The organism is Acinetobacter sp. 479375, from assembly GCF_000581715.1.
GTDB classification, from domain to species: Bacteria; Pseudomonadota; Gammaproteobacteria; order Pseudomonadales; family Moraxellaceae; genus Acinetobacter; species Acinetobacter ursingii.
In genome coordinates this window covers 214969-234700 of sequence record NZ_JEZN01000002.1, presented here as the reverse complement: position 1 = coordinate 234700, position 19732 = coordinate 214969, and the positions used below count along the sequence as shown (strand labels likewise).

Annotated in this window: 19 protein-coding genes; 6 read left to right on the top strand and 13 right to left on the bottom strand. The window is 42.0% G+C overall.

Annotation, left to right across the window (positions count from 1 at the left end):
- Positions 1 to 594: a dephospho-CoA kinase gene (coaE, locus tag J500_RS03435; RefSeq protein WP_004994266.1), complete on the top strand. Its 594-nt coding sequence runs from the start codon at positions 1 to 3 to the stop codon at positions 592 to 594.
- Here the strand turns inward: coaE and J500_RS03430 are convergent.
- The 3 genes from J500_RS03430 to J500_RS03420 form a co-directional block, all read right to left on the bottom strand.
- The gene (locus J500_RS03430) at positions 576 to 1499 is read right to left on the bottom strand and encodes a DMT family transporter (RefSeq protein ID WP_004994268.1); all 924 of its coding nucleotides are present in this window, start codon (positions 1497 to 1499) and stop codon (positions 576 to 578) included. The genes coaE and J500_RS03430 overlap by 19 nt on opposite strands.
- Positions 1500 to 1539: 40 nt before the next feature.
- Positions 1540 to 2289, bottom strand: a complete 750-nt coding sequence (gene rlmB / locus J500_RS03425) for a 23S rRNA (guanosine(2251)-2'-O)-methyltransferase RlmB (RefSeq protein ID WP_004994270.1) — start codon at positions 2287 to 2289, stop codon at positions 1540 to 1542.
- Positions 2290 to 2408: 119 nt separating this feature from the next.
- On the bottom strand, positions 2409 to 2735 hold the full coding sequence (locus J500_RS03420; RefSeq protein WP_004991681.1) for a pyrimidine/purine nucleoside phosphorylase: 327 nt from the start codon (positions 2733 to 2735) through the stop codon (positions 2409 to 2411).
- A gap of 507 nt (positions 2736 to 3242) precedes the next feature.
- On the opposite strand from J500_RS03420, the gene recN reads away from it, so the two are divergent.
- The 3 genes from recN (at position 3243) to ruvX (ending at position 6049) form a co-directional block, all read left to right on the top strand.
- Positions 3243 to 4904 carry a DNA repair protein RecN gene (recN, locus tag J500_RS03415; RefSeq protein WP_004994272.1) on the top strand — a complete coding sequence of 554 codons (1662 nt, stop codon included), beginning with the start codon at positions 3243 to 3245 and terminating at the stop codon, positions 4902 to 4904.
- A gap of 154 nt (positions 4905 to 5058) precedes the next feature.
- Positions 5059 to 5613 (top strand): YqgE/AlgH family protein, encoded by a 555-nt coding sequence (locus J500_RS03410; RefSeq protein WP_004991685.1) that lies wholly within the window; start codon positions 5059 to 5061, stop codon positions 5611 to 5613.
- Positions 5606 to 6049, top strand: coding sequence for a Holliday junction resolvase RuvX (ruvX, locus tag J500_RS03405; RefSeq protein ID WP_004994274.1), 444 nt, complete (start codon positions 5606 to 5608; stop codon positions 6047 to 6049). Before J500_RS03410 ends, ruvX begins: the two co-directional genes overlap by 8 nt.
- 57 nt (positions 6050 to 6106) lie before the next feature.
- Here the strand turns inward: ruvX and J500_RS03400 are convergent, their stop codons facing one another.
- From J500_RS03400 to J500_RS03390, 3 genes are all read right to left on the bottom strand, one after another.
- A complete protein-coding gene (locus J500_RS03400) occupies positions 6107 to 7105 on the bottom strand; it encodes an HlyD family secretion protein (protein ID WP_004991688.1) in 999 nt (332 codons plus the stop codon).
- 92 nt (positions 7106 to 7197) lie between these two features.
- Entirely contained in the window at positions 7198 to 7404 is a 207-nt protein-coding gene (locus tag J500_RS03395; protein ID WP_004994275.1) for a DUF1656 domain-containing protein, read from the bottom strand.
- Positions 7397 to 9487 (bottom strand): FUSC family protein, encoded by a 2091-nt coding sequence (locus tag J500_RS03390; protein WP_004994277.1) that lies wholly within the window; start codon positions 9485 to 9487, stop codon positions 7397 to 7399. Before J500_RS03390 ends, J500_RS03395 begins: the two co-directional genes overlap by 8 nt.
- A 506-nt stretch (positions 9488 to 9993) precedes the next feature.
- Between J500_RS03390 and J500_RS03385 the strand changes: the two genes are divergently transcribed.
- Positions 9994 to 10788: an IclR family transcriptional regulator gene (locus J500_RS03385; RefSeq protein WP_004994279.1), complete on the top strand. Its 795-nt coding sequence runs from the start codon at positions 9994 to 9996 to the stop codon at positions 10786 to 10788.
- 271 nt (positions 10789 to 11059) lie between these two features.
- Positions 11060 to 12853 carry an ABC transporter ATP-binding protein gene (locus tag J500_RS03380; RefSeq protein WP_004994281.1) on the top strand — a complete coding sequence of 598 codons (1794 nt, stop codon included), beginning with the start codon at positions 11060 to 11062 and terminating at the stop codon, positions 12851 to 12853.
- Between the two features lie 18 nt (positions 12854 to 12871).
- On the opposite strand, the gene J500_RS03375 is transcribed toward J500_RS03380, so the two are convergent.
- The 7 genes from J500_RS03375 to lpxO form a co-directional block, all read right to left on the bottom strand.
- Positions 12872 to 13480, bottom strand: a complete 609-nt coding sequence (locus J500_RS03375; RefSeq protein ID WP_004994284.1) for an alpha-ketoglutarate-dependent dioxygenase AlkB family protein — start codon at positions 13478 to 13480, stop codon at positions 12872 to 12874.
- On the bottom strand, positions 13477 to 14337 hold the full coding sequence (locus J500_RS03370; protein ID WP_004994287.1) for a bifunctional transcriptional activator/DNA repair enzyme AdaA: 861 nt from the start codon (positions 14335 to 14337) through the stop codon (positions 13477 to 13479). Before J500_RS03370 ends, J500_RS03375 begins: the two co-directional genes overlap by 4 nt.
- Before the next feature lie 119 nt (positions 14338 to 14456).
- Positions 14457 to 15044 carry a CDP-diacylglycerol--glycerol-3-phosphate 3-phosphatidyltransferase gene (gene pgsA / locus J500_RS03365; RefSeq protein ID WP_010588585.1) on the bottom strand — a complete coding sequence of 196 codons (588 nt, stop codon included), beginning with the start codon at positions 15042 to 15044 and terminating at the stop codon, positions 14457 to 14459.
- A gap of 110 nt (positions 15045 to 15154) precedes the next feature.
- On the bottom strand, positions 15155 to 15949 hold the full coding sequence (locus J500_RS03360) for a thioesterase family protein (RefSeq protein WP_004994290.1): 795 nt from the start codon (positions 15947 to 15949) through the stop codon (positions 15155 to 15157).
- A 135-nt stretch (positions 15950 to 16084) separates the two neighbouring features.
- A complete protein-coding gene (gene uvrC, locus J500_RS03355; protein WP_034698174.1) occupies positions 16085 to 17884 on the bottom strand; it encodes an excinuclease ABC subunit UvrC in 1800 nt (599 codons plus the stop codon).
- A 122-nt stretch (positions 17885 to 18006) separates the two neighbouring features.
- Entirely contained in the window at positions 18007 to 18426 is a 420-nt protein-coding gene (locus J500_RS03350; protein ID WP_004994293.1) for a PH domain-containing protein, read from the bottom strand.
- 173 nt (positions 18427 to 18599) lie between these two features.
- Positions 18600 to 19544: a lipid A hydroxylase LpxO gene (gene lpxO / locus J500_RS03345; RefSeq protein ID WP_004991713.1), complete on the bottom strand. Its 945-nt coding sequence runs from the start codon at positions 19542 to 19544 to the stop codon at positions 18600 to 18602.
- Positions 19545 to 19732 lie beyond the last annotated feature (188 nt).

Here is a 19732-nt window from a genome sequence, read left to right as displayed (position 1 = left end):
ATGAGTTTCATACTTGGTTTAACAGGTGGCATTGGTAGTGGCAAGTCCGCTGCCAGTCAATGGTTTGAAACTCAAGGGATTACTGTGGTGGATGCCGATGTGGTCGCCAGAGAAGTGGTTGAAATTGGGCAACCCGTACTAAAGAAAATTCATGACAGCTTTGGTGATTGGGTACTCAGTCCTAATGGTAGTCTAAATCGCCGAGCGTTAAGAGAGCATATTTTTCAGAATCCTTCTGCACGCCATCAATTAGAACAGATTACTCACCCTGCTATTCGCCAATCTATTGTTCAGCAATTACAGAATGCGACCAGCCCTTATGTGATCTTGGTTTCACCATTATTGTTTGAAACAGATCAACATCAACTCACTGATCGTACTTTGCTGATCGATGCCAGTGAAGCTATTCAGATCGAACGAGCCAGTCAACGTGATGTTCAAGATTCAGAACAGATTAAAAAAATTATTGCAGCACAAATGCCACGTGAGCAAAAGCGCAAGATCGCAGATGATATCGTGATCAATGATGGACATCTGGATCATTTATATCAACAGCTTGAAAAACTACATCAGAATTATTTAGAACGTTCCTGATCCTTTTGGCGTTGCAGTTGTACCTTCAATGTATCTTTAAAACGCCAACGCCACGGTTGTAAAGCACCGATTCCCATCCCAACAAGACCACATACAATCGCAAGACTTAAAGGTTCACCCAATAATGGCACAGCAATCACTGCGGCAATAAAAGGTGCGAGTGTAACGATGCTGCCTGTTTTAAATGCACCTAAACGCTCAATTGCCGCGACATAGGTAATGGTGGCAACAATCACCACAAAAACCCCATGGAATAAACCTTGAATCGCTAAATGTAATGGCTCAACCTCATGATAATGTTTAGGAAGAAATAGTAGGTAAATCGGTAAATAAATAATGGCTGACCAAATCGCGACGCTCGCCATCGAATGCCATGCAGAAAGCTTCCACTGTTTCAATAAAACAGTAAAAATACCCCACCAGATTGCACTCATCACAAATAAAATATCGCCTAGACCAAAATGAGACTGTTGATCCCGTGACATCAAATAGCTCATCAGTGCAATTGCAGCTAACATAATCCCGACACTCCACCATGTGTGCCGATCAAAAGGTTGTTTGAATAGTAAATAAGCTGCAAGCGCAGTACACAAAGGAATACAGCCATTTAAAAAGATTGCTGCATGCGCCGCAGGGGCGTAAAGAAAGGCGCTATACGCCGTAAGGCAATAACCCACTCCACCAATTAAAGCCAAAATCACCGACTGCTTTGTGCATAAAAAAGCCAAATCTTTTTTATAAATTAAAATCGGCATTAAAATTACAAATGCAATGGCAAAGCGCAGTGCGGTAATATCCCATGCACTGATATGCCAATGTGCATTTAAACGGGAAAAAATAGTAAAACCGCCCCAGATGCACATTGTAATGGCAATAAAAACATAGCCTTGGGCTCGCGGAGACATAGCGTTTTTCTTTAAAACATCAGATCAGCTTAAAATGATTTTATGCAGGATGACGTTGGCGACTTGCTTCATAGAGCGCCATACCTGTTGCGACACTCACATTTAAACTTTGCAGGTTGCCGCTCATTGGAATATAAACGGTTTGATCACATTGTGACTGAGTAATTGGACGCAGTCCTGTATCTTCTGCACCCATCACAATCACCACTCCCCCTGTTAAATCACACTTCTGGATCGGCAGCGCTTTTTCATCCAGCATAGTCCCAATGACGCGCAGAAAGAACTGTTCTTTGACATGCGCTAATGTTCGTGCCAGATTGGTCACCTGGATAAATTTGACCTTTTCTGCACCACCTGCCGCAACTTTACGTGCGGTTGGCGTTAAACCAGCGGAGCGGTCACGCGGAACCACAACAGCTTGTACACCCATTGCTGCGGCAGTACGAATACAGGCACCTAAATTATGTGGATCTGTGACTTGATCTAATGCTAAAAGTAATGCATCAGGCGTAGCTTGTAAGAGCTGATCCAGATCTTTTTCATTTAAGGTGGGATGTGGACGGACGGCTGCCACCACGCCTTGATGAAACGGCATGCCTGCCAATTTTTCTAAACTGTCACGACTGGCTTTTTGCACACTAATCCCAAAAGGCTCAGCCAGCTCCAGAATCTTCTGTAAGCGTTGGTCATCCCGCCCTTTTAAGGTAAATAACGTCAAAACACGCTCAGGCTCAAGCTCAAGCAATGATTCAACCGAATGTACGCCATAATAATATTCTGGTTTTGCCATGCCTGACCTCTATCTCAACTTTATTTAACTCAAAATAAAAATCCCGTAAAGCCAACTTCACAGGATTTCTTGATTTACTCATCTATGCGGCTAGTTTAACCGATTTTCAGGCAAACAGGTTAACCTTCTAAATGGCAAACGTAATCGAGCACATCATCTGTCTCAATTTTAAATAAGCTATTGCCTGGGACATAAAATGACTGCCCTGCACGAAATAATTCGCTTTCTGTACTGTCGGCAATTTTAACACGGCATTCACCCGAAATAATTTCCATACGTTCAGGCACATGCGTTTCAAAGGTCAAGGCCTGTTCACTTGGCAAAATTACGCCAAGTGTCTTTTTTGTTCCATCTTCAAATTGAACCGTATGGCTAATGCACAAACCGCCAAAATAAACATTTGATTTTTTTACTACCGTTACATGATCAAACTGAGCTGAACTCATGCGTAACTCTCCAATTTCGCCGCATTTGTATTAGGGGTGATGACTGACGTAGTTTAATTCTGGGCAAATAACTAATCAATCTCTTTTATCTAGAGTCTGCTATCCAAGCAAATTTTATACCTGTCTCATTTTTTTATTTATTCTATATCCATACATGAAGTCAGTTGCTTATTGTGTTCTGTTCATCATTCAATAGACTTCTTTCATACTTGTTTAAACCCTTTCTATTTTTGCATCATATATAGAGAAAAATAAAGAATTTATGCAAGAGATCTAATAAAGCTGACATCTAAATTTGTTTTGATTATTTTACTTTGAAAACAAGACATTCTCATGACAATTTTGTCATATATGAACTGAATTTACACGGCATTTCTATTCAGTCTAAATCTTGCTACACTGCATCAAGCATAAGATTTACTGATGGCTTTTATTCAGTTCATAGCTTGTGGCAACGATAAAACTTCTCTATCTTAAACAAAAAAGACTGACGCTCTGGACGCGTGTATGCTGACTCATTTAACTCTGATTAACTTTGCACTTGCTGATCATCTTGTACTCGATATTGAACAGGGATTTAATGTCTTAACAGGTGAAACTGGTGCAGGTAAATCCTTGCTACTCGACGCACTGTCTGCCTGCTTAGGTGAACGTACAGATACCAACTATGTGCGTTATGGCGCGGAAAAAGCCGATATTACGGCAAGCTTTAGCTATCAACCACAAAGTCCAGAATCACAATGGCTCAAAGAACATGAGATGGATGAGGATACGGGTGAAATTCACTTACGCCGTGTCATTTTTGCCACAGGCCGTAGCAAAGCATGGATTAATGGTCGTCCAAGCAGCCTATCCGAACTTAAGGAAATTGGCCGTTTGCTGGTACAGTTGTATAGCCAACATAGTCAGCAACAGTTGCTTGAACCACCCTACCCTAAGCATTGGCTAGATCGTTATCGTAATTTTTATCAGCCTGCACAAGAGGTCAAAGAGGCTTATCAAAATTGGCAAGCCACAATTCGCCAACATCAATCAGCACTAGATGCTCAGGCAACTCGTCAGCAGCGCATTCAAACACTGCAACTACAACTAGAAGAAATCGAAGAGATTGTTCAAACGGATTATCAAGAAATTGAACAGGAGTTCGATCGACTCAGTCATCATGAACATATCATGCAGGACTGTGCGTATAGTTTAAATGCGCTAGATGAAGCTGAACCAAGTATTAATCAGGAACTGGCGTCTATTTTAAGACGCATTGAAACGCATTCGGGTCGTAGCGAGCAGCTTTCTGAGATTTATAATTCGATCGTCAATGCGCAAAGTGAGTTGGACGATGCAACCGCCAATCTACGTCAATTTATGGATCGTCAAAGTTTTGATCCTGAACGAATGGAAGAATTAAATACAACTTTGGAAGTGTTTCATCGTCTGGCTCGTAAATATCGTCTTCAACCTGAAGAACTCAAACAGGAATATGAACACTGGCAACTTGAGCTAGAAAAGCTGCATCAGCTTGAAGATCCAGAAACGCTGGCCGAACAAGTCGAAATTGCACATCAGGGCTTTTTAGAAAAAGCCCAACATCTGGATCAAATTCGCCGCGATGCTGCGATTCCACTGGCCAAACAACTGACTGAACAAGTCAAACCTCTAGCGCTGCCCGAAGCCCATTTTGAGTTTAAGTTTGAAGCACTGGAACAACCGAATGCTGAAGGTCTAAGCTTTATTCAGCTTTTATTTACTGCGAATAAGGGGATGCCACCACAGCCTTTGGCGCGCGTTGCTTCGGGGGGTGAATTATCGCGTATCGCGCTGGTCATGCAGGTGATGAACGCTGAAAAAACCGAAGCAGAAACGCTGGTGTTTGATGAAATTGATGTCGGGATCAGTGGCGGTACAGCCGAAGTCGTGGGTCGCTTACTGGCAGATCTGGCGCAGCACGTGCAATTGCTGTGTATTACCCATCAGCCTCAGGTTGCGGCGCAGTCTGATCAACATTTACTGGTCAAAAAACAGCAGACTGATCCGGCCAGCAGTACCATTATTGAGCTTGATGAACCTCAACGGGTGCTTGAGCTTGCCCGAATGTCAGGCGGGGTTGAAATTAATGAGACGACCCTACAACATGCCAAACAATTACGCCAGCTCAAATTTCAACACAGTTAAATCCTTTCAAAGCCAGCCTCCTGTCTTGATCGCCAATTATTTTTCTGCAATAAATCACTGAAAAGTGATTGGCGAAATCCATTTACTCTTGTATGTTGATAAGAACATCCTATATCAATACAAAAGCGACCACGTTTTAAGGAGAACCGCTTAGGTGACCAAACAATATTTGACACACCGTTGTCTGATTGCTCCTCCAGAAATGGCCGATGATTTTTTTGCGAATACCGTAATTTATTTAGCACGTCACGATGAAGAGGGCGCACAGGGTTTAATTATCAATCGCCCGTCTGGGATTCAAGTCAAAGAATTACTCAATGATCTGGATATTGATGCTGACCATGTGCAACCTCATGAAGTGCTACAGGGCGGGCCATTACGCCCAGAAGCTGGATTTGTGTTACATACTGGACAGCCAACGTGGCATTCCTCAATCGCGGTCGGTGAAAACCTGTGTATTACGACCAGTAAAGATATTTTAGATGCGATTGCACATAACGAAGGTGTTGGTCGTTACCAGATCGCACTGGGCTATGCCAGTTGGAGCAAAAACCAGCTCGAAGATGAAATTTCACGGGGAGACTGGCTCGTGTGTGATTCCGATATGGATTTGATCTTTAATTTACCTTATGACGCACGTTGGGACGCTGCCTATAAAAAGCTAGGCGTTGACCGCACATGGCTTTCTTCCGAGATTGGTCATGCCTGAAACGCCAAGCATGCAAATGATTATGGCCTTTGACTTTGGTACGCAAAAGATGGGAATGGCTGTGGGTCAATCTACGATCGAAAGTGCCAATCCATTAGCCTTATTTCCCATGAAAGATGGAATTCCTGACTGGAATCAATTGCTCAAAATTGTCAAAGAATGGCAGCCGAACCTATTTCTGGTCGGCTTACCATTAAATATGGATGACTCTGAATCCGAACTTTCGACTCGAGCGCGTAAATTTGCACGGCGCTTACGTCATCAAACCAATATTGAGACTTGGATGGTGGATGAACGTCTAACCACACGTGAAGCACGTGATGAATTAGATGCTTATCATGATCAGGGACGTGGGAAGCGTCTTTCGGCAGATAGCTTAGCCGCAGCTCTTTTGATTCAGAGTTGGTATCATCATCCTCATGGAATTCAACCCTAAAAAAATGGCTGATCAACATCAGCCATTTTTAAAATCAACGATATTTTTATGTAGACTTTAATTTTCGATCCGTACTGTTGCTGTACGACCCGCCACGAATGCCAACGCATTTTTTGGTGTTTCATCTAATACAATCTTAACGGGTACACGCTGCGCTAAACGTACCCAAGTAAAGGTCGGATTCACATTGGCGAGTAACGTTGAACTACTTGAACGTTCGCGATCTTCAATCCCGCTGGCAATCCCTTGTACATGCCCACGGATTTTTTGTGAATCACCCATCAATTGAATCGTGGCTTTATCTCCCACATGAATATGATTGAGTTTGGTTTCCTCAAAGTAACCCACCACATAAAGCTGCTCACGATCGACCAATGCCGCAACTGCATCACCAATTTTGACATAATTACCAACACGCAAGCTGAAGTTGGACAATGTACCATCCGCAGGCGCAACCACCTCTGAACGTTTTAAATTCAGCAATGCCAGATTGAGCGCACTTTGAGACACTTCGATTAACGCATGTTGCTGTTTAATGGTCGCCTGTGCCTGTTCAATCGAGGCGGTCATTTGCGCATCTTCAGCTTTGGATTGATCACGTGTCGCATACATTTGATCTTGTTCCTGCTTAGAGATTGCACCATCCATCAGGTTTGAATAACGTTCTGCATTTTTTTCAGCTAACTGCGTATTGGCACGAGATTTTTCCAGATTGGCTTTGGCTGCAATCGCATTGGCTTCTGCTTGAGCCAGCCCTGCTTTGGCTTTGGCCAGATCAGATCGTGCCTGTTCGACATCAAGTTGCTGACGTGCGATATCAATTCGGAATAAGGGCTGTCCTTTTTTGACGGTCTGGTTATCTTGCACCAGCACCTCGGTCACCAAACCCGACACATCAGACGAAACCTGAATCACATCACCACGAACTCGCCCATCACGTGTCCACGGTGCGGAGTTATAGTAATTCCACAAATGAACAATCACAAAAATCGCGAGTATTGCGATCACCAGTGTGACCAACGGACGGACAATTTTCCGTGCATCAAAAGAATTCATGTTGCTTACCTTAAATTTCGCCTTAAACTTTCGTTAAAACTGATGTGAATCATGTCATAGAGCGTACATTGATTTTAGATACGGTTGAGATCTTAGGTCTGAATCGCCAAAAATATCCAGTGTACGAGCATCAACATCAACACATATAGACTTAAATTAAAAATGCCTGGAAATCCAATCCATCCCGCAGCAATCCATCGATTGCTCACCAAAGTCACGAGCTTGAAGAATAAATAGGCCAAAATCGCCTGAATCAGCAATGTCGGCACATAAACGCCATACAGATTGAACTCACCCATGTACAGCTCCATTTAACGCTTGATGGTCTTCGCCATTTTTTTGCACATGGAAAATGCTACTACGAATATTATTCATACTCATTTGAATCCGATGTTTCACTTCAATACCTGGTTCATTGAGCACCAGTGTTTCAATATAGTCCATTTGCGCCAATACTTTATCTTTTAGAACCGTATTCAACGCAATATGCTTTTCCTGATCACGAAAACTGGCTTCCAACAACTGTTGTAAATGCTTTAATGCCTGTTTTAGCTCAGGCAAGGTTTTACTATTTTGGCTTAACTCGGCAATCCGACTGAGATTGACCACCGCACTGGTTTCAATCAGTGCCAGATTCATGGCATGTTTTAACCCATCAGACTGAACCAGTTTGGTATTTAACACCCCGATACGATCCAGCATACTGCGTAAATGAATGCGAAACGCTGAACCATAGGGAATATACAACGCTTCCTTTAAGGCGCGATAATGTAAACTCAAAATACGACGGGCACTGGTTTCTGGCGACATAGCACGAATAAAATAAATCGCCAAAATAGAAATAATCGGTCCAACCACGCCCGCCATTGCGGTATCCATCAAGATAACCGCATCCATCGCATAGCGATTTTGCAAATTCAAACTCATAATAAAGTTAATCAGCATCGGCAATGCCAACATCATCAACATCGGTGTAGGGAACATGCTGGCCAGATAAATCACCAACGGAGCCAAGACCACAGCTAACTGCCAAAATGCGTGAACTTGCGGCATGATGGTAAACGCATAGATGATGGTCAGGATTGCAGCGTAAACCGAGCCACGAATAAACGTCTTTAATGCTGGAATCGGATTATCCATTGTAGACAAAATACAGGCACTGACCGCAGTTAATTGCGCCATCATATATCCCGCATGCCACCCCGTATAAATCCAGAGTAAAAATGACGTCGCTGTTGCAACGGCAGCAGCAATCGAACTACGCACTGCAATACCATGATCGCGATGTAGACTCGGATATTGTGTGGTAATGGTGGCAATCGTATCTGGAATACGCTTTTCACCTTTATTGATCAGTTGCCAAAGTAACTTCACCGCCATCACATTTTGAATAAAATGACGGATATCCATTTTTAAGGCATCCAGCATAATTTCTTGTTGTGGCTGACTAAGTACCAATAAATGTTCAAAATCGGATTCAAACTCTGGCGGTAATTGATTCAATTCAGATTCGTGGATATCGGTCTGCGCACGTAAGAAACTGACAACATGCTGATGCAGTTGCTCTAAGCCTAAACGATAATGTTGATCAATTTGATCCAATTGAAAAATACGTTCTGACATTGACACCAGATTAGCAACCACCATGGTTTCCTGATGCAGTAATTCCTGTATCGGCTTGGTCATACCATGCAATTCGCCACTTTCATAGGCCAGATGTACCGCGAGGCCGTGAATATCGGTCGTATCGCGGGCAATATGCCCCAAAAGTTGAGTATAACTCTGGCTGTGCTGCTGATCGGTTAAAATACTGGCAAAGACATCACGCGTATCATCCAGCGTTTTTTGAACACGTTGCTGAAGTTGTGCGCCCAAGTGTGCAGGGAAAATGGTTGCAGAAACAACCGCACTACAGATCACCGCAATAGAAATTTCCAGTACCCGACTTAAGGCCATATCAAACACACTATGGCTATCAATATTATAAATTGAGCTACAGGCAATCATGACCGTGGTATAACCCGCCAACATAAATACATAACTTCGCGGGGTACGATCCAGCAAGGAAATATATAAACATACGCCTACCCATATCGACAAAATACAGGTAAACAGAATGGGCATATCAATTAGACGCGGGGTAAAGAAAATCGCCAGAATACCGCCCAGAATCGTTCCAGTAAGACGATACAAGGCTTTGGATGAGACCATACCTGCATAAGGCTGGGCAATGATAATCACCGTACCTGCTGCCCACATGGGATAAGTTAAATCCAGTACAAATGCGGTATACAAAGCAAGCATCATCGCGATAAAGGTTTTGACCGCAAAAATCAAATCCATGCGCGATGGTCTAAACGCCAGTATCTGTTTAAATAACATGAATTGATCTCAAAACCAGTATTCCCTAGTGAGTGCTTGATCTATACGCATAATCCATCGATGTCATGCTTTTTTTCAATCGCACAACAGCCGCAATCTGCTGTAAATGTTGGTTTACACTCAGTTCAGAAAGATCATTTTATAATCAGATTATCGCTTAACAAGCGTTTAGAACTACGGCTTTTATCTGTTGTTGTAAAAGGCAGTCAAAACATTGGTTAAGGATGAACCACAGATGGATGAAAAAATTTCACAGCGTGCATTTGACTTGATGAAAACTTCTTCATTGGATATTTTATTTGGATAATTTTGGCAAAAAAACAAAAAATAGTCAACAAAATATCTTATTATGATAATTAATTGTATTTTAAGCTTGGTTCAGCGTTGTTTTTTGATGAGATCAATTAATTAGCGTCGACTAATTTAGACTGCAAGGTGTGTCGCAATTTGTTATAACAGATAATTCCGCACGTGTTTCTGATGGTTCTTTAGCAAAGTAGGTAATCATGGCGCTTTCAAGCTTTGGCAAAATTTTAACGGTTCTGGATTTATTTTCGGTATCACGGCCTGTGATTAATGTCGATCATATTTGCGATGAGCTAGGTCTGTCCAAACCGACCAGCTATCGTTATTTAAAAGAACTGGTTTCTGCCGATATTCTACAGCGCATCAGCGGTACATCAGGTGATTACACCCTCGGTTCAAAAATTGCAGTCTTGGACTATATCTCGCGCACCACTGACCCACTGGTGCAAATCAGCAGTCCGTTTATGAAGGATATCGCAGAACGCACCGAATTATGTTGTTTGTTAACCCATCTCAATCGTGATTATTGTATTGATTTGCATCATGAAGTGTTTCGCAATACAGACCTGCTGTCCTATGGGCGCGGTTGTCCACGACCAGTATACATGGGTTCGTCACCTAAAGTGATTATTGCCCAGCTCCCAAAACGCCAAATTCAGGATTATTATCAACGTTTTGCAACACAACTGGCTGAGGTTGGGTTTGCGCAGGATGAAGACAGTTTTCTGGCTCGTATGAAAAAAATAAAAAAACAAGGGTTTTATTTATCTCACGGCGAACTTGATCCTAATGTTTCAGGTTTATCTGTGCCGATTAAACTGTCCACCAATAAAGAGTCGCCTTTGGCACTCACCATTGTGGCCTCAAAAAATCGTTTTGAATTTATTCATATCGAGAAATTGATTGAAATTTTAAAAAGTAATGCTGCTCAAATTGAACATAAGTTTCTGACGCTTTCACAAAATGAACGAAACCCAGTCAATAGCTTGATTTAACACGATATGAAAATTTCATTTATTTTTCATAGCAGCGATGTTTGAAATTTCAATCAAATTCTCATATAATGAAATTGTTCTTCATTAAAGCTTAATTTTCCATGAAATTAAGTCGTTTTCATCCGAAGACACTCCTCCTCAGAGTAAAAAGCTCATGTTGATCTCATGAGCTTTTTTCTTGTTACATAACACCCTCTTGAACATCTTATTTTTGCTTTTTAGACTGAAGCTAATGTAGATCGACTCTAAGCCATACAACAATAAACACCACATGAATTTCTGGCATCTTTTTCAACAACTACGCCCTTTTGTACGACCATATCGGCTATTGGTCATCGCCACGCTCATTTTAACATTGATTGGCGCACTCACGGCTCAGGTCAATGCGCTCACTCTGCAATATGCAGTTGATCGGATTAATGCACTGGTCGAAGCAGGAAAAGGACTCAATGAAGGCTGGATGATTTTAGCCACGATTTCAGCGATCTTACTGGGGAAAGAAATCCTCAATGCCTTAGTTCAATTTGGACAAAAATATTACGGTGAAAAACTGCGTATTTATGTTTCACAGGATTTGGCTCAAGGCATTATTGAGAAGTTTCTAACGTATCGCCTGACTTTTTTTAATCAGGAAAAAAATCAGGCAGGTAAATTACAAACCCGTATCGATCGGGGCATTGGCTCGCTGACGCGTCTGGTACAAATTTTCTTTATTGATATTTTACCGCTATTTACCAGTGCGATTATTGCTTTAGGACTGATGTTCTACGCCAATTTCTGGATTGGTCTAGTCGCATTAATGATTGTCCCGATTTATTTCTGGTTGACCTTTAAGCAGGCACAAAAACTGGGAGGATGGCGACGTCGTTTACGCGATGGTCGTGAAAAAAAGAGTCAGGGCATTTTAGGCATTATCCAGTCGATTACCGTGATTAAATCATTTAATCGTGAAGAAATAGAAGCCGAAAAACAACTTAAGCTACAGCGCGATCTGACTGACAATCAAATGCATACCCGTCAGACCAGTTTTATATTTGATGGCGTCAAAACTTTTCTTGAACAGATTGGCATTGTGCTGATTATTATCCTGACTTCTTATTTTGTTCTGGCAGGACAAATGAGTATTGGAATGATCATGTACCATATTTTATTGTTCAATAATGTTTCTGCCCCGATTCGTTCACTACATCGCATTTATGATGAAGTGAATGATGCCATGATTTATTCAGAAAGTTTCTTTCAAATTTTAAATGCTGATGACGAAATTGAAGATAGTGGTCATCTCAAACCGATCATTCACGGACAATTTGAACTTAAGCAGGTCAATTTTAGTTATGAAAATGGGCATCAGGCATTAAAAAACATCAATATGCTGATTCAGCCAAATAAAATTACGGCCTTAGTCGGACTATCAGGGGCGGGAAAATCTACGTTAATTAGCTTACTCGATAAATTTTATCAACCCGACTCAGGCGAAATTCTACTGGATGGAGTCAATCTCAATCAGATCGATACGCACTATTTACGTGATCATATTGGTTTAGTACTGCAAAAAAATCATATCTTTCAGGGTTCCATTCTGGACAATATCCGCTATGGCAAAATGGATGCCAGTCTGGATGAAGTGATTGTTGCGGCAAAAAAAGCCTCTATTCATGAACAAATCAGTCATTTGGCGCAAGGTTATGATACCGATGCACTGATGCTTTCAGGTGGACAACAACAACGTATCGCACTGGCACGGATGTTTCTAAAAGATCCACCGATTATTTTTCTGGATGAACCCACAGCGAGTTTAGATGCGATTGCCACCGAGCAAATCAAACATAGCTTAGATCAAATTAAACAAGGTCGTACCGTGATTATGATTTCCCATAGCTTGTCACAAATTATCGATGCTGATTATATTTATGTGATGCAGGATGGTGAAATTGTGGAACATGGTGAACACGAACAGTTGTATTTACAGACTGGGGCGTATAAAGACATCTTTGATGCGATGGCGAAAAGTTTAAATATCGACAAAATTGCCAAAACACTAGAAGATGAAGAAACCCATAGTTAAAACGTCTCGTATAATGATTTAAAGCAAAAACTGTCTAAAAGTTAAATTGATACGGGGCTGCAAAATTTTTTGTGACTTCATAATCGCATGCTGCCAGCGCTGTTGAGTGACACCCCGCATGACAATGAGCTGACCCGATTGCAGCAGCATTTCAATTTTTTCTTTGGTACTGATATGCCGAAAACAAAATTTTCGAGTGGCGCCTAAACTCAAAGAGGCGATCGTGGTTTGCTCGGCCAAAGACATATCACCATCACTATGCCACGCCATTCCCTGTGTCCCTTCTTCGTATAAATTAGCCAGACAGGAATTAAACTGCTCGCCAAGCAATTGCTCAATACTCTGCTTGAGTACAAATAACTGCTCATCCCACGGCAAGGAATCACGCATTACCCCTGAATAAGCATAGCGATAATGTGCATCGCCATACCATGCGACTTTACGCGGGGTAATAAAATGTTTTCCATAAAGTTTGGCTTCATCATGCCGCCATGGCAAATGTTCAAGCAAATAATGAAAATAAAATTCAGCCTGTTCAGGGTGGAGGAATAGACCATAATCCTGTACTTCCCCCTCATAAGGCAGCACATTGGTCTGTGGATCAGGAGCAAATAAGTCCAGCGTCATACCGCTTGCTCCTGTTTTGCCATTTCCCATGACAACAGTGCCAGTTTACGTGCCTGAGTCCAATGATATTCACCAATCACACCTGTAGATCGAATCACACGATGGCATGGGATTAAATACGCGATTGGATTTTGCGCAACGGCACTGGCCACTGCACGAACCGCTTTGGGATGACCAATTTGCTCGGCAATCTGTTGATAACTGCTCAACTGGCCTTCTGGAATCTTTAACAGTGCTTCCCAAACTTTGAGCTGAAAAGGCGTCCCCTGCAAACGTAGTGGAATTTTTTGCTGCAAATTAGACTTAAAATCATGCTGGAACCATGCACTAACCTGCTGATGAAGTTCAGTGGATTGCTGCTGAAACTCAGCCAACGCAAAGCGCTGCTGCAATTCATCAAGTGCTGTCAAATCAGTCAATGCATCTGATAAAAACTGAATTGAACAAATGGCTTTATTTGTACTTGCAATGAAAATCTCACCAAACGGTGTCGCTTCTATCGAATAAATAATCCGTAGAGATTGCCCTTGTTGTTTATATTCTCCGGGTGTCATCCCTTCAATGTGTACAAATAAATCATGCAAACGTCCAGTACCTGACAGCCCAGTTTCCAGTGCAGTCTCCAAAATACTATGGCGCTGTTGTAATAAGGCTTTGGCGCGTTGCAGACTCAAGTATTGCACAAATTTTTTTGGGCTAATGCCAACCCATTCCTGAAACTGGCGCTGTGCATAGCTCGGGCTTAAACCCACCCTTGCGGCCATTTGTTCCAGACTAGGTTGGTCATCAAAATGCTGATAGGCATATTCAATCATGCTTGCCATCACAGTAAACTGGCTGGAGGATACGTTTTTCATCATCAACACTCCTGTATTCAGTTTTACTGTAAATCAAAGCATAGACCCTGACGACCCGATTCTTGCACGACATTAGATGTTTCGTTAAAAAAGCCTTTCATCAGAAAGGCTTTAAATGCTTAAGGCTGTTTCAGATACGGCCAAGCTGCCTTTAAATAAATAAACATCGACCATAAGGTTAAAATCACCGCTGTATATAACAATGCATAAGCCAGTAATTCAAGCGGCTGCCAATTGAGTAAAAATACACTAATCGCAATCATTTGAAAGGCGGTTTTATATTTACCTACGGTTGACACCGCAACGTTGGTTCTTGCCCCTAATTCAGCCATCCACTCACGCAAGGCAGACACGGTAATTTCACGGGAAATAATCACAATCGCAGCAAAGGCCATTGCGATCGTAGGTTGCCATTGCACCAGTACAATCAGGGCTGCTGCCACCATCAATTTATCTGCAACGGGATCTAAAAAACGTCCAAAAGCAGAGCTTTGATTGAGTGCACGAGCCAGATAACCATCAAACCAGTCGGTAATTGCAGCGAGCACAAAGATTGCAGTCAAAATAAGATGCCTAAAAAAGCTCCCCTCATGTTCATTGATCCCAATCGCAGGGGGCCAATAAGCAATCAATAAAAAAACTGGAATCAATGCGATACGTGCAAGTGTTAAAATGTTCGGGATATTCAGTATGCGTCCTGTTGTCATAGACATCGCCAGTTTAGTCCCCTCATTGCCGCCACAAGGCGATGCAACATTTCAGATAAGGCAAAATATTTTCTACGCCCAACTTTATACGAAATACCCAACAGTGTCGACTAGGCAAATACAGTAACCGTCTGACGGCAAATCGCCAGTAATTGATCTTGTTCATTCCAGACATAAGCATGTTCTGTCGCATATCCATGCTCAGCATATTCAGTTACTACTTTATATTTAAACCAGTCGTGTAATTGCTCTTTTAAAGAATGAATAAACGTGATGTGCCAAGTCAGTGAACTTGCTGGTGCAAGTGTCTTAAACATACTCAATACACCGGGTGGCCAGATATCAGTCAGTGTGACAAAATCTGCCAGTGTCATTTTACGATTGGCTTGCTCTTCAGGTGAAAACCTTGCCCATCCGCCAAAATCTGGACTTGGACTTCCCATCATTGGAAATTTCCCTTCGGCCCACCGCAGGTCAAAATGTTGATAACACTCAGGCATCATTTTAGCAAAAGGTAAAGGTGCTAACTGATCCGCGAGTGGATAAGCAGGGATCACAGGCTCCTGACGCACATGAATACTCGAATCACGATCTGTACCAAAACTCGCGATCAAAATACTTTGTACCGCATTTTCCTGCCATAGGCGTACTTCAAGTGTGGTGACCGACTTGCCCTGACGCAAAATTTCAGCGGTTATACGTGCTTTTCCCGCTTGTACTGGCCCGACAAAAGTAATACTACAGCTCAATAAACGCTTGCTTTCATCCCCAATGGTGCACAGCGCTTTATGCATTAAAACGCCTGCGGCCAGACCTCCAAAAATCGTGCGACCCTGTAACCAACCCTCTGGTAAATCAATCCATTCCTGTTGTTCAATTTCACGAAATAACCGTGTAAGTGACATATTATTTTTCCAGTTTATTGATCTTTCACATAGTGTGATGCTTTTTTATAGATGTAAATGATCATTGACGCACAAGTCATTGAGCATTTTGGTCACTCTTAAACAGGATCGTTATTGCTAAAAAATAATCGAAAATTATTCATGCAAAATTTTATAAATGGTTCGTGCCATTGCTGGACCAAGCCCCGGAACCAAAGTCAGCTCTTTTTCCGAGGCTTTGAGTACGCCCTGAATCCCACCGAAGTGTGTCAATAAATCACGGCGACGTTTGGGTCCAAGCCCGGGAATCGCTTCTAATACTGAACCTGCACGGCGTTTATCACGTTTAGCGCGATGTTTGGTAATCGCAAAACGATGCGCTTCATCCCGCACCTGTTGAATCAAATGCAATGCTTTATGATCTTCAGGTAATTGAATTTTGGTGCCATCAGTAAAATGTAAAGTTTCAAGTCCGGGTTTACGCCCTTCCCCTTTAGATACGCCCACCATAAAGGCATCCAGTTGTAAATCCTGCATCACCTCCATCGCCATATGCAGTTGTCCTTTACCCCCATCAATCAAGAGTAAATCTGGCAATAAATGCTTTTTATATCGGCGTGTTAAGGCTTGGCGCATGGCTGCGTAATCGTCACCGCCCGTGATATCCTGAATCGCAAACTGACGATAATCACGCTTACGCGCTCCGCCCTGATCAAACACCACGCAAGATGCAATCGGGGCTTCACCCATGGTATGGCTGATGTCAAAGCATTCAATCCGGTCAATCGGTCGTCCCACCACTTGTTCCAATTGGTGAAAACGCTCATTCAGTTCCAGATGATTACTGAGTTGCCCTTTAATGGCATGCTGCACATTCATCTGCGCCAGTTCTAACCACTCGGCACGGGTTTCACGTACCTTATGTTTAATCTGTACTTTCTTCTCAAATTCGGTATGGAGCGCCTGTTCCAACTCTTTACTATCAGGCAATGCGACATTAATGATTAACTCACTCGGAACTTCATCGGCGACCTGAAAATAAAAATTCGCCATAAAGTCACTCAGCATTTGTCCCAGATCATCACTGAGCATATCTGGAAAGTAACTTTTACCCCCTAACATGCGGCCATTACGGACATGCATAATCTGCACACACGTCACACCCGCTTGATGGGCAATCGCCAGAATATCGGCCTCACCCTTCACTTTAAATACCGCTTGCTGGGCCTGAACTTCACGTAGCAACGCCAGACGATCACGATAAAAGACTGCTTTTTCAAATTCAAGCTGTTCTGCCGCTTGCTCCATTTTCGCAATCAGTTCCTGATTGAGCTCGCGGGTATCACCCTGTAGAAAACGAATGGAGTTATCCACATCTTCCTTATACTCCTGTGGAGAAATCAAACCGACACAAGGCGCAGTACAGCGTTTGATCTGATATTGCAGGCAGGGCCGTTTACGTTGTGAAAAAAAGCTATTTTCACACTGACGCACATTAAATAGTTTTTGCAACACCAATAGAGTATCCCGAGCATTATAGGCACTCGGATACGGTCCAAAAAATTTGCCGACTTGATGCTTTCCTTTACCGCGTCCACTGGCAATCCGTGGATAGGGTTTATCTGCCGAGACAAAAATGTATACATAGGATTTATCATCGCGCAGCATAATATTGTACGGCGGGCGATGTAGCTTGATCAGGTTTTGTTCGAGTAATAAGGCTTCAGTTTCTGAACGGGTGACCAGTGTTTCGATATTATAGATACGCGCCACCAAGGCCTGAGTTTTCGGATGCTCAATAGTTTTGACAAAATAACTCGATACCCGATTTTTTAAATTCTTGGCTTTGCCCACATAGAGCAGCTCACCATCCTTCCCCAGCATTTTATAAACGCCGGGTAATTGGGTCATGTGAGCAAGAATTTTTTCAATATGTGGGCGCACGGTTGAATTCACTATGTCTTGGCTTTCCTTTGGCTACATCAGTGTATGTTGTGCTCAAACATTCTCTTTTCAAGCATTTATATGATTGTTTGCTGTTAGAGCAACATTTTCACCAAGAAAAAGAGACTCACAGTTTAATGATGAGAACGATCCAACGTTAAGGCTTCGATAAATTTCTGCTTATTTTTTGGTGAAATCAATACAGATTTGTTTTTCCCATCTTTCTGATAATCAATCTTGATTCGATCCAGTGATAAAGCTGGTGCAGATACTGGATTATTGGTTGGCGTCATGCTCTGGATTTCACTTCGTGAAATGATCCATTTTAAAAACATACTATGAATAATCACATGATCCTGAGTCACGATATAACGAGTATTTACCACAGGCCACCACATAATAAGTATCACCAATGCATATACAATGCCATGTTCAGGATATTCTTGCAGAGTTCCGCGAAGCTGCATGCTCCAAAGCATTTGCAATAAAATTCCTGTTGCAGCAATGATAAAACCCAAAATCCACCAGTCTTTTTTTGAACGAAAGGTCTGCATGCGAAACTCCCCAATAAATAACAAATCAATCTTTAAAATTTTATGCGATATATAAATCTGGGCTTATCTTCTCATGAACCTCGTGGAAGGGCAAAGCGTTGCAAATGGCCAAAACCACCATCCAAGACAAAATCGATGACAAATATAAAAAAACGCCCTTAAGGGCGCTTATCTCATAGTATCTTTTGAAAGAACTCAATGATCTGCGGCATATAAGGACGAATAAAAATCAGGAAGAAAATGCCAAGCATCAAAAACCATTTCAGGAAATAGTATAATTTTCGGTTTTTCGCTTTTAAGGCTTTGGCTTTTAAACGAATTTGATAGACATAACCAAAGGCTTTGTTTAAGCCTCCCGTCTGGTCGCCTGTTTCATTCGGCGAGCTGGCAGCCGTCATGACATTTTTACCAAACCAGTGATTAAACTTTTCCATTAAACGAGTTTTCAACGGACGTTCAACATCCGCAAAGAAAATAATACGGTTTTCATCGGTTCCGTTTTCGGCATAGTGAATATAGGTTTCATCAAACACCACACTTTCACCGTCACGCCATGAATAAATTTGACCATCGACATCAATAAAGCAACGATCATCATTCGGCGTGATCAAACCCAAATGATAGCGTAATGAACCTGCATACGGGTCACGATGCCGCACCAGACGACTATGTGGCGCAAGTTCAGTAAACATGGCCGCTTTAATCGTGGGTAAAGTTTTTAATAAAGCTGTTGTTTTCGGACATAACTCAGCTGCTGAGGGATGCGCAGAGTCATACCATTTTAAATAAAAGCGTTTCCAGCCTGTCTTAAAAAATGAATTGAACCCCAAGTCATTATAAGTACTTGATGCCTTGATTCCACCCTGTGCATATAAGGCTTTTGCCTCATCACGGATCATTTCCCAGTTTTCATCCAGCACTTTCAAATCTTTAAAATGCTGCGTATCGATATAAGGTTGATTCGGCACTTTTGAAAAGATGTACATCAAAAAATTGATCGGTGCCAATATCGTAGAATGATCAAAAAATTGACGATAAAACGAATGTCGTACTTTTCCGCGATTTTGGATATATAAAGCTGAAATCACAAAAATCGCTAATATGATCCATTTAATCATATCGCTACTCTTTCAAAGGATAGAAAACTCGGAGCAATCATACTCACAAGATCGGCCACTGATCAGTGGCTAACGGCGAGAGATTTTAACAAAAGCAATGACAAAAAAGCTATTTTTTGTCAATTTAACCTAGCTTGTCCCAGAAACTGGCAATTAAATAATTCACTTGATTGACCTTTTTGACAGAA

What these genes read in the sequence shown, in the direction of transcription:
- coaE (WP_004994266.1), top strand. Translation starts at nt 1, where the DNA reads ATGAGTTTCATACTTGGTTTAACAGGTGGCATTGGTAGTGGCAAGTCC.
- J500_RS03430 (WP_004994268.1), bottom strand. Translation starts at nt 1,499, where the DNA reads ATGTCTCCGCGAGCCCAAGGCTATGTTTTTATTGCCATTACAATGTGC.
- rlmB (WP_004994270.1), bottom strand. Translation starts at nt 2,289, where the DNA reads ATGGCAAAACCAGAATATTATTATGGCGTACATTCGGTTGAATCATTG.
- J500_RS03420 (WP_004991681.1), bottom strand. Translation starts at nt 2,735, where the DNA reads ATGAGTTCAGCTCAGTTTGATCATGTAACGGTAGTAAAAAAATCAAAT.
- recN (WP_004994272.1), top strand. Translation starts at nt 3,243, where the DNA reads ATGCTGACTCATTTAACTCTGATTAACTTTGCACTTGCTGATCATCTT.
- ruvX (WP_004994274.1), top strand. Translation starts at nt 5,606, where the DNA reads ATGCCTGAAACGCCAAGCATGCAAATGATTATGGCCTTTGACTTTGGT.
- J500_RS03400 (WP_004991688.1), bottom strand. Translation starts at nt 7,105, where the DNA reads ATGAATTCTTTTGATGCACGGAAAATTGTCCGTCCGTTGGTCACACTG.
- J500_RS03395 (WP_004994275.1), bottom strand. Translation starts at nt 7,404, where the DNA reads ATGGGTGAGTTCAATCTGTATGGCGTTTATGTGCCGACATTGCTGATT.
- J500_RS03390 (WP_004994277.1), bottom strand. Translation starts at nt 9,487, where the DNA reads ATGTTATTTAAACAGATACTGGCGTTTAGACCATCGCGCATGGATTTG.
- J500_RS03385 (WP_004994279.1), top strand. Translation starts at nt 9,994, where the DNA reads ATGGCGCTTTCAAGCTTTGGCAAAATTTTAACGGTTCTGGATTTATTT.
- J500_RS03380 (WP_004994281.1), top strand. Translation starts at nt 11,060, where the DNA reads ATGAATTTCTGGCATCTTTTTCAACAACTACGCCCTTTTGTACGACCA.
- J500_RS03375 (WP_004994284.1), bottom strand. Translation starts at nt 13,480, where the DNA reads ATGACGCTGGACTTATTTGCTCCTGATCCACAGACCAATGTGCTGCCT.
- J500_RS03370 (WP_004994287.1), bottom strand. Translation starts at nt 14,337, where the DNA reads ATGAAAAACGTATCCTCCAGCCAGTTTACTGTGATGGCAAGCATGATT.
- pgsA (WP_010588585.1), bottom strand. Translation starts at nt 15,044, where the DNA reads ATGACAACAGGACGCATACTGAATATCCCGAACATTTTAACACTTGCA.
- J500_RS03360 (WP_004994290.1), bottom strand. Translation starts at nt 15,949, where the DNA reads ATGTCACTTACACGGTTATTTCGTGAAATTGAACAACAGGAATGGATT.
- J500_RS03350 (WP_004994293.1), bottom strand. Translation starts at nt 18,426, where the DNA reads ATGCAGACCTTTCGTTCAAAAAAAGACTGGTGGATTTTGGGTTTTATC.
- lpxO (WP_004991713.1), bottom strand. Translation starts at nt 19,544, where the DNA reads ATGATTAAATGGATCATATTAGCGATTTTTGTGATTTCAGCTTTATAT.